The sequence below is a fragment of the Herbiconiux sp. FW305-C-125 genome (genome assembly GCF_058783455.1).
In genome coordinates, this window is the sequence record NZ_JBYSYO010000001.1 from 830,845 (window position 1) to 849,640 (window position 18,796).

Below are 18,796 nucleotides of genomic sequence, written 5' to 3' on the forward strand. Positions count from 1 at the left end.
AGTAAGGGTGTCCTAACCAACCCCGCGGAGCCCGCTCGTTGTAAGCTCGGGTCAAAGCGTTTACGACTCTGGAGGGTCTTGTGAGAGCTCGGTTCGCCGCATCCGTTCTGGTGGTTGCACTCGTCGGCTTCGGCACCGCGGGGTGCGCGTTCGTCACCCCCCAGGCCACCACGGAGATCGTCGAGACCTCCGACGGCGTGAACGGATCGATCGGTGACATCGCCGTGCGCAACGCGACCCTCATCAGCGAGGACGGCGAGCTCGCGAGCATGCTGGTCTCGTTCGTGAACACGGGCGACTCGAGCGCTCAGGTGCAGGTGCAGTACGAAGACGGCGCCACCGGCAAGCGCGTGAGCCAGAAGGTCACGGTCGAGGGCAACGGCGCCATCACGAGCTTCGGCGGCAAGGACGGCGAGCAGATCCTGCTCACCAACGTGTCGAAGCCGGGCAGCCTCTTCCCCGTCTACTTCCAGTCGGGCAGCGCCGAGGGCAAGCAGATCCTGGTTCCGGTGCTGAACACGAGCCTCCCCGAGTACGCAGACCTCGCGCCGACGCCCACCCCCACGGCCACGCCCCTGCAGTCGCCGCCGCCCACGCTGGTCGACACCCCGATCGAGACGGCCACCCCGACCCCCGAGCCCACCGAGACCCCGGCCGGCTGAACCCGCGGGCTCAGCCCTCGAAGCGGTAGCCCAGGCCTCGCACGGTCACGAGCAGGGTCGGCTCCGACGGCGTCTTCTCGATCTTCGAGCGGATGCGCTTGATGTGCACGTCGAGCGTCTTGGTGTCGCCGAAGTAGTCCGACCCCCAGACGCGGTCGATCAGCTGCCCGCGCGTGAGCACCCTGCCGGCGTTCCGCAGCAGCAGCTCGAGCAGCTCGAACTCCTTCAGCGGCATCGCCACCTCCTTGCCGTTCACGGCGACGGTGTGCCGCTCGACGTCCATCGACACGGGGCCGGCCACCAGCTGCGGCTCGGCGGCGTCGATCACCTCGAGCTGCCGCCGGAGCACCGCACGGATGCGCGCCAGCAGCTCGCGCGTCGAGTACGGCTTGGTCACGTAGTCGTCGGCACCGAGCTCGAGGCCCACCACGATGTCGATCTCGGAGTCCTTGGCGGTGAGCATGATGATCGGCACCGACGAGCGGGTGCGGATCTCGCGGCACACCTCGGTGCCCGGGATGCCGGGGATCATGAGGTCGAGCAGGATGATGTCCACCCCGCCGCGGTCGAACTCGCTGATGGCGCTCGGCCCGTCGGGCGCCACGGTGACCCCGTAGCCCTCCCGGCGCAGCAGGTAGCTGAGCGGTTCGCTCAGCGCCGCTTCGTCTTCGACCAGCAGGATGTGGGTCATCGTTTCTCTCCTTGTGAAACCGCCGACGCGGGTGGCGCCTCGGGCAGCCGGATGGTGAATGTGGAGCCTTGACCGATCTGCGACCAGGCCCGGATGTCGCCGCCGTGGTTCTGCACGACGTGCTTCACGATGCTGAGGCCGAGGCCCGTGCCGCCGGTGTTGCGCGAGCGGGCCTGGTCGACCCGGAAGAACCGTTCGAACACCCGCGGCAGGTCGTCCTCGGGAATACCGATCCCCTGGTCGGTGACCACGAGTTCCACGACGCCCTCGTCGTGGTGCACGCCGATGCCGACGCGGGAGCCGTCGGGCGAGTACTGCACCGCGTTCGCGATGAGGTTGTTCATCGCCAGGGTGAGCAGCGCCTCGTCGCCCATCACCTGCACCCGCTTGGCGCCGCCGACCGCGAGGGTGATGTCGCGCGCATCCGCTGCGACGTGGTTCTGGTCGACGGCGGAGGCGACGACCTCGCTGAGGTCGACGCGCTCAGCGGTCGCGAGCACGTCGGTGGCCTGCAGCCGGGAGAGCTCGATGATCTCGCGGGTGATCTGGGAGAGCCGGGTGGCCTCGGCGCCCATCCGCTTGGCGAAGCGGCGCACCTGCTCGGGGTCGTCGGAGGCCGGCTCGAGCGCTTCGGCGAGCAGCGCGATCGCGCCGATCGGGGTCTTCAACTCGTGACTGATGTTGGCGATGAAGTCGCGGCGCACCTCTTCGAGGCGGTAGGCATCCGTGCGGTCCTCGGCGAGCACGAGCACGTAGCGGCTGCCGAGGCGGGCGGCCTGCACGTCGAGATGGATGCTCGCCTCACCGAACGGGCCGCGGGCCAGCGTGATCTCCTCGCTCACCGACTCCCCGTCGGCCCGCACGCGGGCCACGATCTCGAGCAGCTCGTCGTGCACGAGCAGCCCGTTCAGCACGAGACCATAGGTGTAGGCCTTCACCGAGGCCTTCACGACGTTGTTCGACGGGTCGAGCACGAGGCCGGCCGAGTCGAGCGCATCGATGACCTGGTCGACACCGTCGGGCACCGCGGAGGATGCGACGGTGACCGCGTTGTTTCCCCGCCGTTCAGCCACGTGCAGCAGGATGACGAATCCCGCCCCCACGGCAAGGCCGAGTGCCACAGAGAACAGCACCAGCCAGCCTGTTTCCATAGCCATTACACTAGTGAGTCCATCTGGGCTCGACGCCCGGTATCCCGCGGCGGCGCCGTTGCTTCCTGGACTGTTCAACTGCCGGGCACTCGGCGTTAACCTGGCCCCAGGAGGATGGCATCACCGAAGAAAGGACCCTGCACGCATGCGTGAGGTATTCCAGCAAGAACTGCGCGAGGTTCAGGAGCGTCTCGTCGAGATCTCCGAACTCGTCACCGTGGCCATCACGAACGCCACCGAGGCGTTCAACGAGTCGAACGTCACCCTGGCCGAGACGGTGATCGCGGAGGACACGAAGATCGACGCGCTCGCGTCGAGCCTCGACGAACTGGCGATCAGCATCCTCGCCCTGCAGCAGCCGGTCGCCCGCGACCTGCGCATCGTCGTCACCGCCCTGCGGGTGAGTTCGTCGCTCGAGCGGATGGGTGACATCGCCGAGCACATCGCCCAGCTCGCGCGGTACCGCTACCCCGACAAGGTGGTGAAGAAGAGCCTGCGTCAGACGTTCGCCGAGATGGGCCGGCTCGACGTGGAGATCGCGAAGAAGCTCACGGTGCTGCTGCAGACCGAAGACCTCGCCCTCGCCGACGAGATGCGCAACGACGACGACCGCATCGACGAGTTGCACGTCAGCGTGTTCGACGCCGTGCTCGGCTCGCACTGGAAGGGTGAGGCGGTCGACACCGTCGACGTCACGCTCGCCAGCCGTTACCACGAGCGCTTCGCCGACCACGCCGTCTCCATCGCGAAGAAGGTGCAGTACCTCGCCACCGGCGAGTGGTCGCCCACCAGCACGAACGCGTAGCCACCTCCCGTTCACGACCGAAGCCCCGGACCTCTTGCGAGGTGCCGGGGCTTCGTCGTGAGGGCGGCCGGGCGAATCGCTGCCTCGGCTCGTCGCGCGCGCGGAGGCGCGCTACTTACGCAGCCCTTGGGCTGCTACCGCTGCCGCGCCGGCGGCTGCCGCCTCGGGGTCGAGGTACTCGCCCGGGCCGACGGGCGCGAACGACGCGTCGAGCTTGTAGACGAGCGGGATGCCCGTGGGGATGTTGAGCTCGGCGATGTCGTCGTCCGAGATGCCGTCGAGGTGCTTCACGAGCGCCCGCAGCGAGTTGCCGTGCGCGGTGACGAGGACGGTCTTGCCGAGTGCGAGGTCGCCGGTGATGTCGGACTCCCAGTAGGGCAGCATCCGCTCGATCACGTCTTTCAGGCACTCGGTGCGCGGCACGTCGTCGCCGAGGTCGGCGTAGCGCGGGTCGCCGACCTGCGAGTAGGGGTCGTCGTCGTCGATGGGGGGCGGCGGCACGTCGAACGAGCGGCGCCAGATCTGGAACTGCTCGGGCCCGTACTCGGCCAGGGTCTGCGCCTTGTCCTTGCCTTGCAGGGCGCCGTAGTGGCGCTCGTTGAGGCGCCAGGAGCGCTTCACGTCGATCCACGAGCGGTCGGCCACCTCGAGGGCGAGGTTGGCGGTCTGGATGGCGCGGCTGAGGCGCGAGGTGTACAGCACATCGGGCAGCAGACCCGATGACGCCAGCAGCTCGCCGGCCCGCTTGGCCTCGCCGACACCGACCTCGGAGAGCGGCACGTCGACCCAACCGGTGAACAGGTTCTTCTGGTTCCACTCGCTGTTGCCGTGGCGCAGCAGGATGAGGGTGTAAGGCTCAGTAGGCATGGCTCAATACTATTGGGGCATGCCGATCGGGGCCGTCACGCGGGGAACCACGAACACCAATCGCCTGCGCCGCGTCGACCGCTTCATCACGACCCTGGGTGTGCTGCGCCGCACGGCCGATCCGCTCGTCGTCGACCTCGGCTACGGCGCCAGCGGCGTCACCGCGTTCGAGCTGCAGGCCCGCCTGGCCCGGGTGCGGCCGGACGTGCACGTGCGCGGTCTCGAGATCGCGCCCGAGCGCGTGGCCACAGCCGTGCGGCAGCTGAAGGACGTGCGCGACGGCCGCACCGGGTTCGCGGCCGACGCCCGGGTCGACTTCGCGCTGGGCGGTTTCGAGGTGCCGTTGCCCGGCGGCCGGCTGGCGGCGGTCATCCGCGCGTTCAACGTGCTGCGGCAGTACGACGAGTCGGCGGTGGCGGATGCCTGGCGACTGATGGTCTCGCGCCTCCAGCCGGAGGGTCTGCTGGTGGAGGGCACCTGCAACGAACTCGGTCGCGTGAGCAGCTGGGTGACGGTGGGACACCAGGGGCCGGAGACCTTCACGGTGTCGTTGCGGCTGGCTGAGCTCGAGCATCCGTCGATCGTGGCGGAGCGGCTGCCGAAGGTGCTCATCCACCGCAACGTGCCGGGCGAGCCGGTGCACCGTCTGCTCACCGACCTCGACCGGTTCTGGCAGCACAACGCCGGTCTCGGCACCTACGGCCCGGTGCAGCGCTGGATCGCGACCGCGGACGCCCTCGCCGCCGCCGGCTGGGGCGTGCGCACCCCGCGCAAGCGCCTGCGCCTCGGCGAGCTCACCCTCCCCTGGCCCGAGGTGGCCCCGAACGGCTACCGCTGGCCCTGACGCGGCCCGAGCCGTCGCCGGAATCTCCAGCACGGGCTACGATAGCGAGGTTTCCTCGTTATCGTTGGGTAGTCGTGAATGCAGTTTCGACATGGGCGTCTGAAATCACCATCCTCGCTGGCGGCCATCGTGCGCGCTGCTCTGGTCGTCGGGACGGTGGCCATCGTCAGCATGACCGGCATCGGTGCGTATGCGATCTACAGCGTCTCATCGACGCTCGATGCGTCCGCCGTCGACATCGGCAGCACCGCTCCTGCGCCTCCGCCACCGTACCTGGGCGCCTTCGAGGGCGGGTTCACGATGCTCATCGTCGGCACCGACAACGATGCGGATCAGGGCGACGACTTCGGCGAGCGCGATGGTGTGCGTAACGACGTGACCATCATGCTGCACGTGTCGGCTGACCATCAGAACGCTGTCGTCATCAGCTTTCCACGGGATCTCGTCATCCCTCACCCCACTTGCACCGATCCGAGCACGGGGGAATCGTTCGGCCCCATGAGTGCGCAACCGCTCTATGTCGCCTATTCGCGCGGCGGCCTGGCGTGCGTCGCCGCCACGATCACCGATCTCACCGGTGTGCCCATCCACTATGCAGCGGCCACCTCGTTCAACGGCGTCATCGCGCTGAGTGACGCAGTGGGCGGGGTCGAGGTCTGTGCGAATGACCCGATCATGGACGCCGATTCGGGCGTCGACATTCCCGCGGGGGTGAGCACGGTGTCCGGGCAGAGCGCGCTGGCGTTCCTACGCAATCGGCACGGGGTCGGCAACGGCAGCGACCTGTCGCGAATCGGCTCGCAGCAGCAGTACCTGGCGTCGCTGCTGCGGAAGATCCGGGCCGACAGCACTCTCGGCGATCCCGGCAAGCTCTATCAGCTTGCTCAAGCCGCGTCGCACAACATCACGCCGTCGACCTCGCTCAAGGGCCTCGACACTCTTGTCTCCCTGGCGATGACCCTGAAAGACGTCGATCTGGACAGAGTGGTCTTCGTCCAGTACCCCGTCACGACGTATGTCGAGGATGCGAACAAAGTCCAGCCCCTGTACGACGTTGCGGATGACCTCTTCGCGCACATTCTCGACGATCGGCCGTTCGGCCTGGCCACCGACTCGCCAGGGACGACCTCGCCGGAAGCCGGATCCGAAGAGTTGCGCCCGGAGCCCGGTGAGCCTCAACCGGAACTGAGCACGGCGGCGCCCGAAGTGGTCGATGGCTTGACCGGCCAGACGGCTACCCAGCACACGTGCGCCAGCGCCTTCCCCGGGTGAAGCGCGTGAGCGTGTGTGTGTGCGCGAGCGCCGGCTACTTGACGGGGAGGACGATCTCCTTGCCGTCGACCTGGATGGTCAGCGGCTGAGCGGGGGTGACCTTCGACGGGGTCCAGAACACCGAGGTGTGCGGCACGAAGTCCATCGTGCAGATCTTGTCGCCCGGGATGGGGACGGTCGTGATGGCGACCGTGTTGCCCTCGTTCTTGGGCTCGACGACGCTGATGTGCGACCCGACGACCGGGCAGGTCGAGCTGCCCGAGATGCTGATGGCGAGCTGGTCGCCCTCCTCGATCCAGAACGCCTGCAGGCCGTCGTCGGCGCTGCCCGCCTCCTGGGTGATGTGCTCCTCGTCGGGCAAGCCGGAGAAGTTCTCGGTGGGCCCGGTGACGGTGCAGCCGGCCAACAGCAGCGAGGCGGCCAGAACGGGCAGGGCGATCAGGGCCGAGGTGCGCATCTTCATGGTGCTAACGGTACCGAAACCGAAGGGCTCCGTGTGCGCGCACCCCGGATTGTCGTCGTGACGGATCGAAACCATTTCGACCCGGTCACGAAACACGGTCGTCACACGGCTCCCGTACCGTCGGTGGCATGAGGATGTCGCACGAATCAGAAGGCTTCTGCCAATGGTTCTGCCTGCGCCGCCAGAGCGGCCACCACAACACCTCTGTCTTCTCTTTCAACTCGTGACCGCGCCCCGCTCCGCGGGAGGAGTCTGCCCACCGGGCACCTGATCCTCCTGCCGTGAGCCTGCGCTCCGCCCCGCCGCCGTTCCCGCGCGCCCGGGCGTCCTCACGCATCCGCGCGCCCTGAGCGGTCTTTCGAGCCCGCTCGCGGCGCCGACCCCGAAAGAGATCCATGAGACTCGATGACATCTGCATCGTCAACTCCGACGTCACCGCCAGCGACGACTTCTATCGTCTCGGCGTCGGCCTCGAACGTCGGATGCGCAACGTGCGGTTCGCCGACTTCGCCTTCGACAGCGGCCCGCGGCTGGCCATGTGGCTGCGGCCGAGCATCGCGGAGACCGTCGGCGCGGGGTACCCGGAGGCACCGGGACTCCCGTTCCGGGTGACGCTCGAGTTGCCGGGGCGCGCAGAGGTGGAGGCCGCCGCCGCGCGCATCCCGGCCTCGGTGCGGCTCGTCGCCCCGATGCCCGACGGCGCCGTGCGGTACGCCGTGACCGACCCGGACGGCTTCGTCACGGTGCTCCGGGCCGGTTCCAGCGGGCGCACGCGCATCGCCGAGATCGAGCTCGCCGTCTCCGACCCGGTGCGCACCTTCGACTTCCTCGAACGGCTGGGCTTCGTGGCCACGCCGGGCGGTGGCCGGATGCGCTTCGAGGCCGGCGACGTGGCCATCACCGTCCTCGACGTGGCCGGCACGGGTCACGACCAGCTGACGCCCGGCGAGTTCGCCTCGTTCACGCGCAACGGCGGGCACCTCATGCTGGCCGTCGAGCTCGACACGGGCGAGCAGGTCGACGAGCTCTGGGCCGACCTCGTCGCCCGCGGACTCGTCAGTTCGGGGCCGCCCGCGGTCTACGAGTGGGGCACCCGCTCGGCCTACTTCGTCGACCCCGACGGCTACATCTGGGAGATCTACGCCTGGGTTGAGACGCCTCGCTGAGCGCGCCGCATCGACCAGTTCCATCCCTCCCCTGCACCACCCCATTCGCACCACCCGACCACTAGGAGCATCATGACAACCTCCCCCACCCTCGCCCGGCGGCTCTGCGTCGCCGCCGCCCTCACCGCCGTCGGGGCGCTGGCACTCGCCGGCTGCGCCTCCGCGCCGAGCGACGCCGCCTCCTCCGGCTCCGCGCCGGCCGGCGCCGCCGGGGACTTCCTGCCCTGCATCGTCAGCGACCAGGGCGGCTTCGACGACCAGTCGTTCAACCAGCTCGGACTCGAGGGCGTCACCCTCGCCGCCAAGGCGCTCGGCACGGATCACATCGACGTGCAGTCGGAGACGGAGAGCGACTACGCCCCGAACATCCAGAGCCTCGTCGACCAGGGCTGCACCACCATCGTGACGATGGGCTACCTGCTGGCCGCCGCCACCGAAGAGGCCGCAGCGGCCAACCCCGACGTGCACTTCATCATGGTCGACGACGCCACGGTCGCCGCCGACAACGTGAAGGGCGTGGTGTGGGACACCTCGCAGGCCGGCTTCCTCGTGGGTTACGCGGCCGCCGACTACACCACCACCGGCAAGGTGGGCACCTACGGCGGAGCGCAGATCCCGCCGGTCACCCTCTACATGGACGGCTTCGCCCGGGGTGTCGAGTACCACAACAAGCAGAAGGGCACCGACGTACAGGTGATCGGCTGGAACCCCGACAGCCAGGAGGGCCAGTTCACCGGCAACTTCAGCGACATCAACGCCGCGAAGGTGCTGTCGCAGGGCATCCTCGACCAGGGTGCCGATGTGATCGTGCCGGTCGGCGGGCCGATCTACCAGGGCGCGGCGCAGGCCATCCGCGAATCGTCGAAGCCGGTGGCGCTGGTGGGCGTCGACACCGACATGTACCTCAGCGACCCCGAGTACGACGACATCTGGTTCACCTCGATCGCCCGTGACATGCCGAAGTCGATCTCCGAGGTCATCCAGTCCTCGGCGGCGGGCGAGTTCTCGACCGAGCCGTACGTGGGCACGCTCGAGAACGGCGGCGTGCTGATGAGCCCGTTCCACGACTTCGAGTCGAAGGTGGCGCCGAGCCTCCAGGGCGAGCTCGACGACATCCAGGCCGGCATCATCGCGGGCGACATCGTCATCGACACCCCCTCCGCCCCGTGAGCCCGGTGACGCCCGTGCGCGACCTCATCTGCATCACCGACCCCGGCCAGGAGCAGGCGGTGGCCCTGCTGACGATCTTCGCCTCACCCGAGGACTTCCGGGTGCTCGGCATCGTCGCGAGCGCGGGGAACACCACGCTCGAGAACACCGTGGCGAACGTGTTCAAGGTGCTGGAGCTCGCGGGCGTCACCGGCGTTCCCGTCTTCACGGGCGTGCCGCAGCCCCTGCTGCGGCCGCTCGTGACGGCGGCCCACGTGCACGGCGAGACGGGCCTCGACGGCTACGACTTCCCGCCCGTCGTCGGGCGCCCCGAGGAGGAATCGGGGGTCGCGGCCATCATCCGGATGCTCCGCGCGGCCCCCGAGCGCTCGGTCACCATCGCCCAGTTCTCGAGCATGACGACGCTGGCGGTCGCCCTCACCGAGGCGCCCGACATCGCCGACCACATCGCGGAGATCGTGATGATGGCCGGAGCCTACTTCGAGGTCGGCAACATCACCCCGGCGGCGGAGTTCAACATCTACGTCGACCCCCACGCCGCCGCGATCGTGCTCGGGTCGGGGGTGCCGATCGTCATGCTGCCGCTCGACGTCACGCACCAGCTGCGCAACACCCGCGCCCGGCTCGACGCCTTCTCGGCGCTCGGCAACGAGTGCGGGCGAGCCGTCGACCAGCTGCTGACCTTCTCCGAGACCTTCGATCTCGAGAAGTACGGCTGGGACGGCGCACCCCTGCACGGGCCGGTGGTGCCGCTCTACCTGCTGCGGCCCGAGCTCTTCCACGGCCGGTTCATCAACGCCCGGGTGGAGACCGGCAGCGAACTGACGATGGGGATGCTCGTCGCCGACTACTGGCAGATCACCGACCTGCCCCGCACCCTGTTCTACGCCCGCGACGTCGACGCCGAGCCCTTCTACGACGAGCTCACCGCCCGCATCGCGCGGCTGCGCTGACGCCGTGCCGGGCATCCTGGGAGGATCGAGGTCGTGAGCATCCTGTGGCAGAACGCGCTCGTCATCGCGGCCGACGACGAACACGGGACCGTGCCCTTCCGGGGCGACGTGCTGATCGACGGGGCAGACATCGTGGCCCTCACGGCGGCGGGCGGCATCCCGGTACCCGAAGCGGATGCGGAGGTCACCGTGATCGACGCGACCGACCTCCTCATCACTCCCGGGCTGGTGAACGCGCACACCCACTCCTGGGAGGTGCTCCAGCGCGGCAGCAGCGCTCCCCTGCCGCTGGAGATCTGGACGCTGCTGAGCTACCCGCCCGCGAACGTCGATCCCCTGCCGGAGCGCCTGGTGTACCTCCGCACGATGGTCGCGGCGATCGAGTCGCTGCGCGGCGGGGTGACGACCGTGCTCGACGACACCGGCGAGCTGCCCGAGCAGACGGTCGCGAGCATCCGGGCCGTCTTCGCCGCCTACGACGACGCCGGACTGCGGGCGACCTGCGCAGCGACCACGGTCGACGTGCCGATGGTCGACCGCCTCGCCTTCGCCGAGGAGGTGTTACCCGCCGAGGTGCTCGAGGCGAGCCGCGCAGCCATGGCCGACACCGCCGGGCTGCAGGAGCGCTACTTCGCCTTCGCCGACGAGGCGCGCGCCCTCGTGCGGGGTCATCCGCGGCTGCGGTTCGCGCTGTCGCCGAGCGCGCCGCAGCGGCTCACCGACGACTTCTTCGTGCGCTGCGCGCGGGAAGCGGCCGAGCACGACGAGATCCTGCACACCCACCTGCTCGAGACGCGGCTGCAGGAGACGCTCGCGCGCACCCGCTACGACGACCGCACCATCGTGCAGCACCTCGACGATCTCGGCGTGCTCGACACCGTGGGCCCGGCGCTCACCGCGGCGCACGGCGTCTGGTTGACGGATGACGACATCGCGCTGCTGGCGGCGGCCGGCGCATCCGTCGTGCACAACCCGCTGTCGAACCTGCGGCTCGGCTCGGGGCTGCTGCGCTGGCGGGCCCTGCACGACGCCGGCGTGCGGGTGGCGCTCGGCACCGACGGCGCCTCGAGCAACGACTCGCTGCGCCTGCTCGAGGTGATGAAGACGGCAGCCCTCGTGCACACCCTCAGCGACCCGGACTACCGCAGCTGGCCGCAGCCGGGCGAGGTGATCACCGCCGCCACCGTCAACGGGGCGCACGCCGCGGGGTGGGGCGAGCGCACGGGGTGCATCGCCCCCGGGTTCGCCGCCGACCTCGTGGTGTTCGATCTCACCGCCGGCACCGCGTTCACCCCGCTGACGGATCCGGCGACGCAGCTCGTGCTGGCCGAGAACGGCGAGTCGATCCACCAGGTGTGGGTCGACGGGCGACTGGTGGTCGAGAACGGACGGTGCACCCTGATCGACCAGGATGCGCTGCTGGCGGAGTTCCGTCGTGCGGCCGGGACGTACCTGGCCGGCCACCGAGAGACCTGGCAGGAGCTGCAGCAGTCGCTCGAGCCGGCCGTGCGCGCGGCGTACCTGCGTGCGGCCGGAGTGACGGGCACCGGCGTCAGCGGCTGATGTCGGGGAAGGCGGCGTGGGCGTCGTCGACGCTCATCCCGCTCGCCAGCAGCAGGTCGGACACCAAGGGCCGGATGGAGACCACGAGCGCCGCCTCCGAGACCGGCTCGTCCGGAACCAGGGTGCGCGGGTCGAGCGTGATGGCGATGAGCACGAGGCTCTGCCGCACGACCGGCCGGAGCTCGGGCCGGTCGATGCTCTGCGCCAGCAACGACGCCGCGCTCTGCACCCCTTCGATGACCTGCGCGATCGCCGGCCGGGGGCGGCCGCCGGGCAGCACGCTGACGCGGCGCACCACCACGCGCAGATTCCTGGCCGCGTGATCCATGTTCGCCTGCATCACCTGCAGCTCGGCGAGCTCGGCCCGCCGCCGGCGCAGGAACGGCGAGATGCGGGCGATGGCGACCGCCGAGTCGACCGAGGCCCGCCACTGCTCCACGAGCCCCTGGGTCTGCCGGGCGCGCCCCAGCACCACCTCGGCGGTGTGCTGATCGCCGAGCCGCAGCACGGTCACGAGCGACGCGGTCAGCGCGGTGAAGGCGCCGAAGAACTTGAGCGCCTCGCGCCGCGCCGCCCGGCGCGGATCGCGCGGGATGAGCGCCGTGCAGGCGAGCGCGATCAACCCGCCCACCACCGCGTCGGCGGTGCGGGTGAACGGTCCGCCCGGCGGGACGGGCATGAGCGCGACCAGCGCGGCCTGCACCGCGGCCACGATCGGGATGCCGGGCAGCGGCGAGAGCGCCCGGGTCACGGCGAGCACCGCGAGCATGGTGAGCGCGAACTGCCACACCCCCTGCCCGAGCGTGAGCAGGATGACCTCGCTCACCGCGATGCCGATCGTCATCGCGATGGCGGTCTCGATCACGCGGCGCGGCCGGGCGTCGAGCACGAGTCCGAGACTCGACAGGGCGACGGTGACCGCGGCGATCGGGTATTCGTGCCCGAGCAGGTAGTGCGCCAGCGCGTACGCGACGGTCACCGCCACCACGAGCTGCAGGATGGCGGGAAAGCTCGTGACGGTTCGTTCGACTCCGCCGCGCGCGATGTCCTCTCCGCGCCGGAGGCGCGAGGGCGGCTGCCCGTCGGGCGCGGTGCCGTCGGTCACGGGCGGTTCAGCGCGTGCGGGCGCCGAGCCGGGGCAGGCGCGGCACGCGGCCGACGGTCGCGCCGGCCTCGGGCGACACGATCTCCTCCACCGCGGCGACCACATCGCCGTCGGCGGTGCGCACCAGCACCTCGGTCGCCGCCAGCTGACGTTTCACCACGGCGAGCGCGATCGGGCCCCACTCGTGGTGCACGGCGACCGAGGTGACCTGCCCCACGGCCTCATCGCCGCCGGTGACCACCACCTCGTCGCCCGACGCCGGCAGCACGGCGTCCGAGCCGTCGAGGTTCAGCAGCACCAGCCGGCGCGGCGGATGCCCGAGGTTGTGCACCTTCGCCACCGTCTCCTGCCCGCGGTAGCAACCCTTGTTCAGGTGCACGGCCGACCGCATCCAGTCGAGCTCGTGCGGGATGGAGCGCTCGTCGACCTCGGTCGACAGACGCGGCCGCCACGCGGCGATGCGCAACGCCTCGGCCGCCAGGAGGCCCGCCACCGCGAGCTCACCGGCGCGCACGGCATCGGCCAGCGCGGGCAGCTCGGCGCGCGGCACCAGCGTCTCGCGCCACCACCATTCGGCACCGGGGTGCTCGTCGACCAGCGCGTACTGCACGCCGCCGGCCACCACCTCGGGCCACGGGTCGCGCCAGATGAGCGGATGCCCGTTCCCCACGCCCGCCCGCTCGGCCAGCGCCCCCGGCGCCGCCCCGTCGGGCCCGTCGGCCAGCCAGCCGACCGTCGCGAACTCGGCGCTGCGATCGGCGATCTCCACGCGCAGCATGAACCGCATGCGCTGCAGCCACTGCTCGAGGGGCGCGGTCTCCTCCGCGTCGACGAGCAGCCAGGCGGTCTCGCCGTCGTCGAGCACACGGATGGCGTGCTCGATGCGGCCGTTGGCGCTGAGCAGCAGCGTCTCGGCGGAGGCGCCGGGAGCGAGGTCGCGGATGCTCTGACTCGTCACCGAGTCGAGCCAGCTCAGGCGGTCGGGGCCGGTGACGGAGATGACGCCGCGGTGCGACAGGTCGACCACCGCACCGGCGGCCCCGAGCATCCGCTGCTCGGCGATCGGGTTGCCGTAGTGCGCCGCCACGCCCTCATCGGGGGCGGCCGCGGCGACCGCTCCGGGCAGCTCGAGGAAGGGTGAGGCCGGCACGGCGCTCAATCCGCCTTCGCGAGCCGGGCCGAGGCGTGCGTACGGAGGTCTTGGCCGAGGGCCGCGATGTCCCACGCCCAGAGCAGGTGGTTGTCGACCAGTCCGTAGATGCGGGTGGCGGCCGCGTACTCCTTGGCCGACTGCGTGCGCACCACGGCGTCGGTGGCGAGGTCGATGCGCGGGCCCTTCACCTGGCCCAGGTAGAGCTCGCTGACGCCCGTCGGATGCACGATCGACACCTCGATGTCGAAGCCCTCCGCCGAGTTGCGGAGCGTCTCGACCGACTGCGCGGTGTTGAACGGCCTGGGGCCGACGCCCGGCAGCATGCCCGGGCCCACATCGCCCTCGATGTGCAGGCGCGCCAGCCGCCAGTAGCCGGTCTCGGAGGTGAGCGGCTGCCTCTCGGCGTCGCCCCCGATGAGCCAGGTGTACGAGCTGTAGTTGAGGAACGGCAGCCCGTCGTGGCTGAAGCTGATGCGCTGCCCGAACTCCTGGGAGACCCGCTCCTCACCCACGGCATAGTCGATGACGCCGGTGCCCTCCCACACGCCGATGAGCCACGACAGCGGCACCAGCTCGGCGGGGAGACCGGTCGGGATCTCGATCACGACTGCACCCGGGCGCGGCTCAGCGCTGACCGCGGAAGAGCTTGTAGATGACGACCCCTGCCGTCCAGGCGATTGCGAGGCTCGCGAGCCCGAGCAGCCCGATGAACAGGAGTTCCAGCGCGACGTAGGACATGCTCACAGCTTAGCGCCCGCGGCGAAGGCCAAGGGACCGAGCACGACGGTGGCGAGGGCAAGGATGACGACCGCTCCCGCGAGGCTTGCCGACACCCGGTTCACGAAGCCCTTGCGTTCGCGCACGAGGAGCTGGCTGCCGAAGGTCACGAGTACCGCGAGCCCCAGCACCACCGGCATGAACACGAGGAACTGCCCGGGCGCGATGAACAGCCCCACCGCCACGACGGCGAGAACCGTGAGGATCCACACCGGGACTACGCTTCTCATGAGCAGACTCATACCCGTCATTCTGCCCGATAGTATGTACCGACGGCGTTCTCTGGAGGATCTTACGTGGCGCAGTTGTTGATCCTGACCTCTGCGGTCGACGTGGAGGTGCTCCCGGCGCTCTCCCTGCTCAGCCACCGCACGCGGCAGATCCCGGCCGAAGCCTCGCAGCTCGTCAACACGCCCAACAGCGATCTCATCTTCGTCGACGCCCGGCACGACCTCGCATCGGCGCGCTCGCTCTGCAAGATCCTCTCCAGCACCGGCATCGGCGTGCCGGTGGTGCTGGTGCTCACCGAGGGCGGCCTCACCGCCGTGAGCGCGGAGTGGGGTGCAGCGGATGTGGTGCTCGAGTCGGCGGGTCCGGCGGAGGTCGACACGCGCATCCGGCTCGCCATCGGCCGGCAGGTGCAAGACCAGTCGACGTCGAAGATCCAGGCATCCGGGGTGGTCATCGACGAGGCGAGCTACTCGGCCCGCGTGCACGGCCGCCCGCTCGACCTCACCTTCAAGGAGTTCGAGCTGCTGCGCTTCTTCGCCATGCATCCCTCGCGCGTGTTCACCCGCGAGCAGTTGCTCAGCGAGGTGTGGGGCTACGACTACTTCGGCGGCACCCGCACCGTCGACGTGCACGTGCGGCGGCTGCGCGCCAAGCTCGGCGACCTCGAGTCGTTGATCGGTACCGTGCGGAACGTGGGGTACCGCTTCAACTTCTTCGAGGACGACAATGAGCGACTCGCTCACCCTCTCGGTCAGTAGCCCCGACGAGGCGCGCGAACCCTTCCTCCGGCTCGTGGCACGCGCAGCCCTCGTCGACGGCCAGCAGCCGTTCAACGACCAGGCGCTGGTGGATGCGGGCAAGGGCGCGCGCTCGCTGCTCGTCGCCGAGCGCGGCGGCACGATCGTGGGCGCCGCCATCGTGGGGCAGGGCGAGCTCGAGTTCGTGATCGACCCGGAATGGCGCGAGGAGGGGCTCGGGCGGCAGCTGCTCGAGATCCTGCTGGCGAACCAGGGCCGGCCGGGGCCGGACGACGAGCCGTTGCGCGCCTGGGCGCACGGCGACCACCCGGCGGCACGGCGCCTGGCCGCGACGCACCGCTTCGATGCGGTGCGCCGGCTGCTGCAACTGCGGCGTGAACTGCCCGCCGCCCTCGACATCGCCCCGGTGCCGGACGGCTTCGAGCTCTCGACCTTCCGCGGCGGGCGCGACATCGACGAGTGGGTGGAGCTGAACGCGCGGGTGTTCGCCGAGCATCCGGAGCAGGGCGGCCTCACCGCGGAAGACCTGAGCTTCCGCCGCTCGGAGTCGTGGTTCGAACCCGACGACTTCCTGCTGCTGCGCGACACGACCGGCCGGCTGGTGGGTTACAACTGGCTGAAGGTCGAGCCCGGCGACGACCGGGTGGGCGAGATCTACGTGATCGGGGTGGACGAATCGACCGCGGGGCAGGGGCTCGGCCGGTTCCTGATGAACCGGGGCCTGGCGCGGCTCGCCGAGCGCGGTTGCGTGCAGGCGGCGCTCTTCGTCGACGCCGACAACACCCGGGCGGTCGCGCTCTACCGCTCGCTCGGCTTCACCGACCACACCGTCGACGTGCAGTACGAGCAGCGGCTGCCGCTGCGGCCCCAGCGGCGCTGAGGTATCCTCGATCGCACCGGAGTCGAGGTCGCACCGGAGACGAGGGGGAACGGATGCGCGGTCGAGGCAGGCGTGGCATTACCACGCTCGGGCTGGCCGCCGTCGTCGCGGCCCTCCTCGGGGTGGCCGTCGCGCCGCCCTCCCCCGCGCTGGCGGCCGGGGGCGATGCGCCGAGCCGGCCCTTCGGCTCCCACCTCGTCGACCCGGCGCCCGGCGCTGCGCTGCCGCCCGGTGGTGCGGCCGCCGCCGATGCCGACACCGCGGCCGCCTACGCACGGTGGAAGGCCGACTACGTGAAGGCCGGCTGCGGCGCCGACCGGTACTACGTCGACGCCTCCTCGGCCACGGCGTCGATGGTGGTGTCGGAGGGGCAGGGCTACGGCATGGTGATCACCGCGCTGATGGCCGGCCACGACCCGGCAGCGCGCACGGTGTTCGACGGCCTGTTCCGGTTCGTCGACGACCACCCGAGCACGACCGATCCCGACCTGATGGCCTGGCACCAGCAGCCCGACTGCTCGAGCTTCCCCGACTCCAGCAGCGCCACCGACGGCGACCTCGACATCGCGTTCGCCCTCCTGCTCGCCGACACCCAGTGGGGCTCGACCGGGGCCATCGACTACGCGAACGAGGCCGCGCGCGTGATCGCGGCCATCAAAGACAGCGAGATCAATCATCAGACGAAGCTGCCGCTGCTCGGCGACTGGGCGGGGCCGACGAGCGGCTACCACTTCGGTGTGCGCACCTCCGACCTCATGATCGACCACTTCCGAGCCTTCGAGGTGGCGACGGGCGACCCGTTCTGGGGCGCGGTGACCACGGCCTCGGGCGACCTCGTCAGCACGATGCAGGCGAACTGGGCGCCCGAGACGGGGCTGTTGCCCGACTTCGTGATCAACACCGACACGACGCCGGAGCCGGCCGGCCAGAACTACCTCGAGGCGGCCCGTGACGGTGATTTCTCCTGGAACGCGTGCCGCACGCCGTGGCGGCTCGCGGCGGGCGCGCTGCTCACGACGGGGACGGAGGGCGGGGATGCGGTCGCGCTGGCCGCCGCCGACCGCATCCGCAGCTGGGCCGAGACCGCGACCGGGGGCGATCCCACGCGCATCCGCGCCGGCTACAGCCTCGGCGGCACCGCCCTCGAGAACTACGGTGCCCTGGCGTTCCTCGCCCCGATGGTGGCCGTGGCGGCACCGCACCGCGACGGGCAGGCGTGGGTGGATGCGGGGTGGGCCGCCCTCGTCGCGGCTCCGAGCGGCGGGTACTACTCCGACTCGATCCGTCTGCAGGTCATGCTCCTCCTCTCGGGCAACTCCTGGCTGCCCGCCGGGCCCGCCGACACCGGGCTCACCCGCATCGGCGGCGCCGACCGGTTCGCGGTGTCGGCGGCGGTGTCGGCGGAGTCGTTCGCGCCCGGCGCCGCCACCGTCTACGTCGCGTCGGGCGAGGTGTTCCCGGATGCCCTCTCGGCGTCGGCGGCGGCAGGCGCCGCGGGTGGACCAGTGCTGCTGGTGCGCCGGGACGGCATTCCAGCGCCGGTGGCGGCCGAGTTCGGGCGGCTGCAGCCGCAACGCATCGTCGTGCTCGGCGGCGAGAGCTCCGTGGGCGCCGCGGTCTCCGGCACGCTCGAGCAGTACGCTCCCACGGTCGAGCGGATCGCGGGTGCCGACCGGTTCGCCGTCTCCGCCGCCGTCTCGGCGCACGCCTTCGCGGCTCGGCCACCGGTCGCCTATGTCGCCTCGGGCGAGGTGTTCCCCGACGCCCTGGCGGGGTCGGCCGCCGCCGGCCACCTCGGCGGCCCGGTGCTGCTGGTGCGCAAAGACGCGGTGCCGACGGACATCGCGGCCGAGCTGCACCGCCTGCAGCCCCGCTCGGTGGTGCTCCTCGGCGGGGTGAACACGGTCTCCGAAGCCACCCGGTCGGCCGTGGCGAAGGCCGCCGGCGTCGCGGCGACGCGCGTCGCGGGCGCCGACCGGTTCGCCGTGTCGGCGGCGGTGTCGGCGGGCGCCTTCGGTGACAGCAGCCGCGGCACGGTGTTCGTCGCATCCGGTCTCACCTTCCCCGACGCCCTCTCCGGCGGAGCGGCGGCCATCGCGCGCGGAGCGCCCGTGCTCCTCGTCACCCGCGACAGCGTGCCGGCGCCCGTCTCCGCCGAGCTCGACCGGCTCGCGCCCCGCCGCATCGTGCTGCTCGGCGGCACCGCCTCGGTCTCCGACACCGTCGCCGCCGCCCTGGCCACCCACATCGTGCCCTGACCCGCTCCCGCGTCCCGACGGTCACGC

The 18,796-nt window shown here is 70.7% G+C and carries 19 protein-coding genes; 11 read left to right on the forward strand and 8 right to left on the reverse strand.

The genetic code is table 11. The annotated features are described in order from the left end of the window. The first annotated feature begins 80 nt into the window (after positions 1 to 80). Complete coding sequence (locus tag AC3WLB_RS04320) at positions 81 to 662, forward strand: hypothetical protein (protein ID WP_492503607.1); 582 nt, start codon at positions 81 to 83, stop codon at positions 660 to 662. Positions 663 to 672: 10 nt separating this feature from the next. Here the strand turns inward: AC3WLB_RS04320 and AC3WLB_RS04325 are convergent, their stop codons facing one another. Together AC3WLB_RS04325 and AC3WLB_RS04330 are read right to left on the reverse strand one after the other, a co-directional pair. Continuing rightward, positions 673 to 1,353, reverse strand: coding sequence for a response regulator transcription factor (locus tag AC3WLB_RS04325; RefSeq protein WP_022895592.1), 681 nt, complete (start codon positions 1,351 to 1,353; stop codon positions 673 to 675). After that, the gene (locus AC3WLB_RS04330; RefSeq protein WP_492503610.1) at positions 1,350 to 2,504 is read right to left on the reverse strand and encodes a sensor histidine kinase; all 1,155 of its coding nucleotides are present in this window, start codon (positions 2,502 to 2,504) and stop codon (positions 1,350 to 1,352) included. The genes AC3WLB_RS04325 and AC3WLB_RS04330 overlap by 4 nt, the downstream gene beginning before the upstream one ends. A 145-nt stretch (positions 2,505 to 2,649) precedes the next feature. Between AC3WLB_RS04330 and phoU the strand changes: the two genes are divergently transcribed. Continuing rightward, positions 2,650 to 3,309: a phosphate signaling complex protein PhoU gene (gene phoU, locus AC3WLB_RS04335; RefSeq protein WP_022895984.1), complete on the forward strand. Its 660-nt coding sequence runs from the start codon at positions 2,650 to 2,652 to the stop codon at positions 3,307 to 3,309. Positions 3,310 to 3,420: 111 nt separating this feature from the next. On the opposite strand, the gene AC3WLB_RS04340 is transcribed toward phoU, so the two are convergent. After that, complete coding sequence (locus AC3WLB_RS04340) at positions 3,421 to 4,176, reverse strand: phosphoglyceromutase (protein WP_492503612.1); 756 nt, start codon at positions 4,174 to 4,176, stop codon at positions 3,421 to 3,423. A gap of 19 nt (positions 4,177 to 4,195) precedes the next feature. Between AC3WLB_RS04340 and AC3WLB_RS04345 the strand changes: the two genes are divergently transcribed. Both AC3WLB_RS04345 and AC3WLB_RS04350 read left to right on the forward strand, forming a co-directional pair. Further along, the gene (locus AC3WLB_RS04345) at positions 4,196 to 5,020 is read left to right on the forward strand and encodes a class I SAM-dependent methyltransferase (protein ID WP_492503614.1); all 825 of its coding nucleotides are present in this window, start codon (positions 4,196 to 4,198) and stop codon (positions 5,018 to 5,020) included. A gap of 78 nt (positions 5,021 to 5,098) precedes the next feature. After that, complete coding sequence (locus AC3WLB_RS04350; RefSeq protein WP_492503616.1) at positions 5,099 to 6,292, forward strand: LCP family protein; 1,194 nt, start codon at positions 5,099 to 5,101, stop codon at positions 6,290 to 6,292. Positions 6,293 to 6,326: 34 nt separating this feature from the next. Here AC3WLB_RS04350 and AC3WLB_RS04355 read toward each other — a convergent pair whose 3' ends face one another. Then, positions 6,327 to 6,755, reverse strand: a complete 429-nt coding sequence (locus tag AC3WLB_RS04355) for a hypothetical protein (RefSeq protein ID WP_492503618.1) — start codon at positions 6,753 to 6,755, stop codon at positions 6,327 to 6,329. Between the two features lie 395 nt (positions 6,756 to 7,150). On the opposite strand from AC3WLB_RS04355, the gene AC3WLB_RS04360 reads away from it, so the two are divergent. From AC3WLB_RS04360 to AC3WLB_RS04375, 4 genes are all read left to right on the forward strand, one after another. Next, the gene (locus AC3WLB_RS04360; protein WP_492503620.1) at positions 7,151 to 7,921 is read left to right on the forward strand and encodes a VOC family protein; all 771 of its coding nucleotides are present in this window, start codon (positions 7,151 to 7,153) and stop codon (positions 7,919 to 7,921) included. Positions 7,922 to 7,993: 72 nt separating this feature from the next. Then, on the forward strand, positions 7,994 to 9,091 hold the full coding sequence (locus AC3WLB_RS04365; protein WP_492503622.1) for a BMP family lipoprotein: 1,098 nt from the start codon (positions 7,994 to 7,996) through the stop codon (positions 9,089 to 9,091). Beyond that, entirely contained in the window at positions 9,088 to 10,044 is a 957-nt protein-coding gene (locus AC3WLB_RS04370; RefSeq protein ID WP_022898040.1) for a nucleoside hydrolase, read from the forward strand. The genes AC3WLB_RS04365 and AC3WLB_RS04370 overlap by 4 nt, the downstream gene beginning before the upstream one ends. Positions 10,045 to 10,077: 33 nt before the next feature. Next, on the forward strand, positions 10,078 to 11,607 hold the full coding sequence (locus AC3WLB_RS04375; RefSeq protein WP_492503624.1) for an amidohydrolase family protein: 1,530 nt from the start codon (positions 10,078 to 10,080) through the stop codon (positions 11,605 to 11,607). On the opposite strand, the gene AC3WLB_RS04380 is transcribed toward AC3WLB_RS04375, so the two are convergent. The 4 genes from AC3WLB_RS04380 to AC3WLB_RS04395 all read right to left on the reverse strand — a co-directional run bounded on the left by AC3WLB_RS04380 (position 11,597) and on the right by AC3WLB_RS04395 (position 14,872). Further along, a complete protein-coding gene (locus tag AC3WLB_RS04380; RefSeq protein ID WP_492503626.1) occupies positions 11,597 to 12,712 on the reverse strand; it encodes an FUSC family protein in 1,116 nt (371 codons plus the stop codon). The two genes, AC3WLB_RS04375 and AC3WLB_RS04380, sit on opposite strands and share 11 nt — an antisense overlap. A gap of 7 nt (positions 12,713 to 12,719) precedes the next feature. Next, positions 12,720 to 13,862 carry a CAF17-like 4Fe-4S cluster assembly/insertion protein YgfZ gene (gene ygfZ, locus AC3WLB_RS04385; protein WP_492503629.1) on the reverse strand — a complete coding sequence of 381 codons (1,143 nt, stop codon included), beginning with the start codon at positions 13,860 to 13,862 and terminating at the stop codon, positions 12,720 to 12,722. Between the two features lie 5 nt (positions 13,863 to 13,867). After that, positions 13,868 to 14,470 (reverse strand): nitrobindin family protein, encoded by a 603-nt coding sequence (locus AC3WLB_RS04390; RefSeq protein ID WP_492503631.1) that lies wholly within the window; start codon positions 14,468 to 14,470, stop codon positions 13,868 to 13,870. A gap of 135 nt (positions 14,471 to 14,605) precedes the next feature. Further along, complete coding sequence (locus AC3WLB_RS04395; protein ID WP_492503633.1) at positions 14,606 to 14,872, reverse strand: hypothetical protein; 267 nt, start codon at positions 14,870 to 14,872, stop codon at positions 14,606 to 14,608. A 66-nt stretch (positions 14,873 to 14,938) separates the two neighbouring features. Here AC3WLB_RS04395 and AC3WLB_RS04400 point away from each other — a divergent pair, with 66 nt between their 5' ends. The 3 genes from AC3WLB_RS04400 to AC3WLB_RS04410 are packed head-to-tail and all read left to right on the forward strand — an operon-like array spanning position 14,939 to position 18,769. Further along, positions 14,939 to 15,631, forward strand: a complete 693-nt coding sequence (locus AC3WLB_RS04400) for a response regulator transcription factor (protein ID WP_492503635.1) — start codon at positions 14,939 to 14,941, stop codon at positions 15,629 to 15,631. Then, positions 15,600 to 16,511: a mycothiol synthase gene (gene mshD, locus AC3WLB_RS04405; RefSeq protein ID WP_022897925.1), complete on the forward strand. Its 912-nt coding sequence runs from the start codon at positions 15,600 to 15,602 to the stop codon at positions 16,509 to 16,511. The genes AC3WLB_RS04400 and mshD overlap by 32 nt, the downstream gene beginning before the upstream one ends. A gap of 53 nt (positions 16,512 to 16,564) precedes the next feature. Further along, complete coding sequence (locus AC3WLB_RS04410; protein WP_492503638.1) at positions 16,565 to 18,769, forward strand: glycosyl hydrolase family 8; 2,205 nt, start codon at positions 16,565 to 16,567, stop codon at positions 18,767 to 18,769. The last annotated feature ends 27 nt before the right edge of the window (positions 18,770 to 18,796 follow it).

What these genes read in the sequence shown, in the direction of transcription:
- AC3WLB_RS04360 (WP_492503620.1), top strand. Translation starts at nt 7,151, where the DNA reads ATGAGACTCGATGACATCTGCATCGTCAACTCCGACGTCACCGCCAGC.
- AC3WLB_RS04330 (WP_492503610.1), bottom strand. Translation starts at nt 2,504, where the DNA reads ATGGAAACAGGCTGGCTGGTGCTGTTCTCTGTGGCACTCGGCCTTGCC.
- AC3WLB_RS04355 (WP_492503618.1), bottom strand. Translation starts at nt 6,755, where the DNA reads ATGAAGATGCGCACCTCGGCCCTGATCGCCCTGCCCGTTCTGGCCGCC.
- AC3WLB_RS04410 (WP_492503638.1), top strand. Translation starts at nt 16,565, where the DNA reads ATGCGCGGTCGAGGCAGGCGTGGCATTACCACGCTCGGGCTGGCCGCC.
- AC3WLB_RS04395 (WP_492503633.1), bottom strand. Translation starts at nt 14,872, where the DNA reads ATGAGAAGCGTAGTCCCGGTGTGGATCCTCACGGTTCTCGCCGTCGTG.
- AC3WLB_RS04365 (WP_492503622.1), top strand. Translation starts at nt 7,994, where the DNA reads ATGACAACCTCCCCCACCCTCGCCCGGCGGCTCTGCGTCGCCGCCGCC.
- AC3WLB_RS04345 (WP_492503614.1), top strand. Translation starts at nt 4,196, where the DNA reads ATGCCGATCGGGGCCGTCACGCGGGGAACCACGAACACCAATCGCCTG.
- mshD (WP_022897925.1), top strand. Translation starts at nt 15,600, where the DNA reads ATGAGCGACTCGCTCACCCTCTCGGTCAGTAGCCCCGACGAGGCGCGC.
- phoU (WP_022895984.1), top strand. Translation starts at nt 2,650, where the DNA reads ATGCGTGAGGTATTCCAGCAAGAACTGCGCGAGGTTCAGGAGCGTCTC.
- AC3WLB_RS04350 (WP_492503616.1), top strand. Translation starts at nt 5,099, where the DNA reads ATGCAGTTTCGACATGGGCGTCTGAAATCACCATCCTCGCTGGCGGCC.
- AC3WLB_RS04340 (WP_492503612.1), bottom strand. Translation starts at nt 4,176, where the DNA reads ATGCCTACTGAGCCTTACACCCTCATCCTGCTGCGCCACGGCAACAGC.
- AC3WLB_RS04325 (WP_022895592.1), bottom strand. Translation starts at nt 1,353, where the DNA reads ATGACCCACATCCTGCTGGTCGAAGACGAAGCGGCGCTGAGCGAACCG.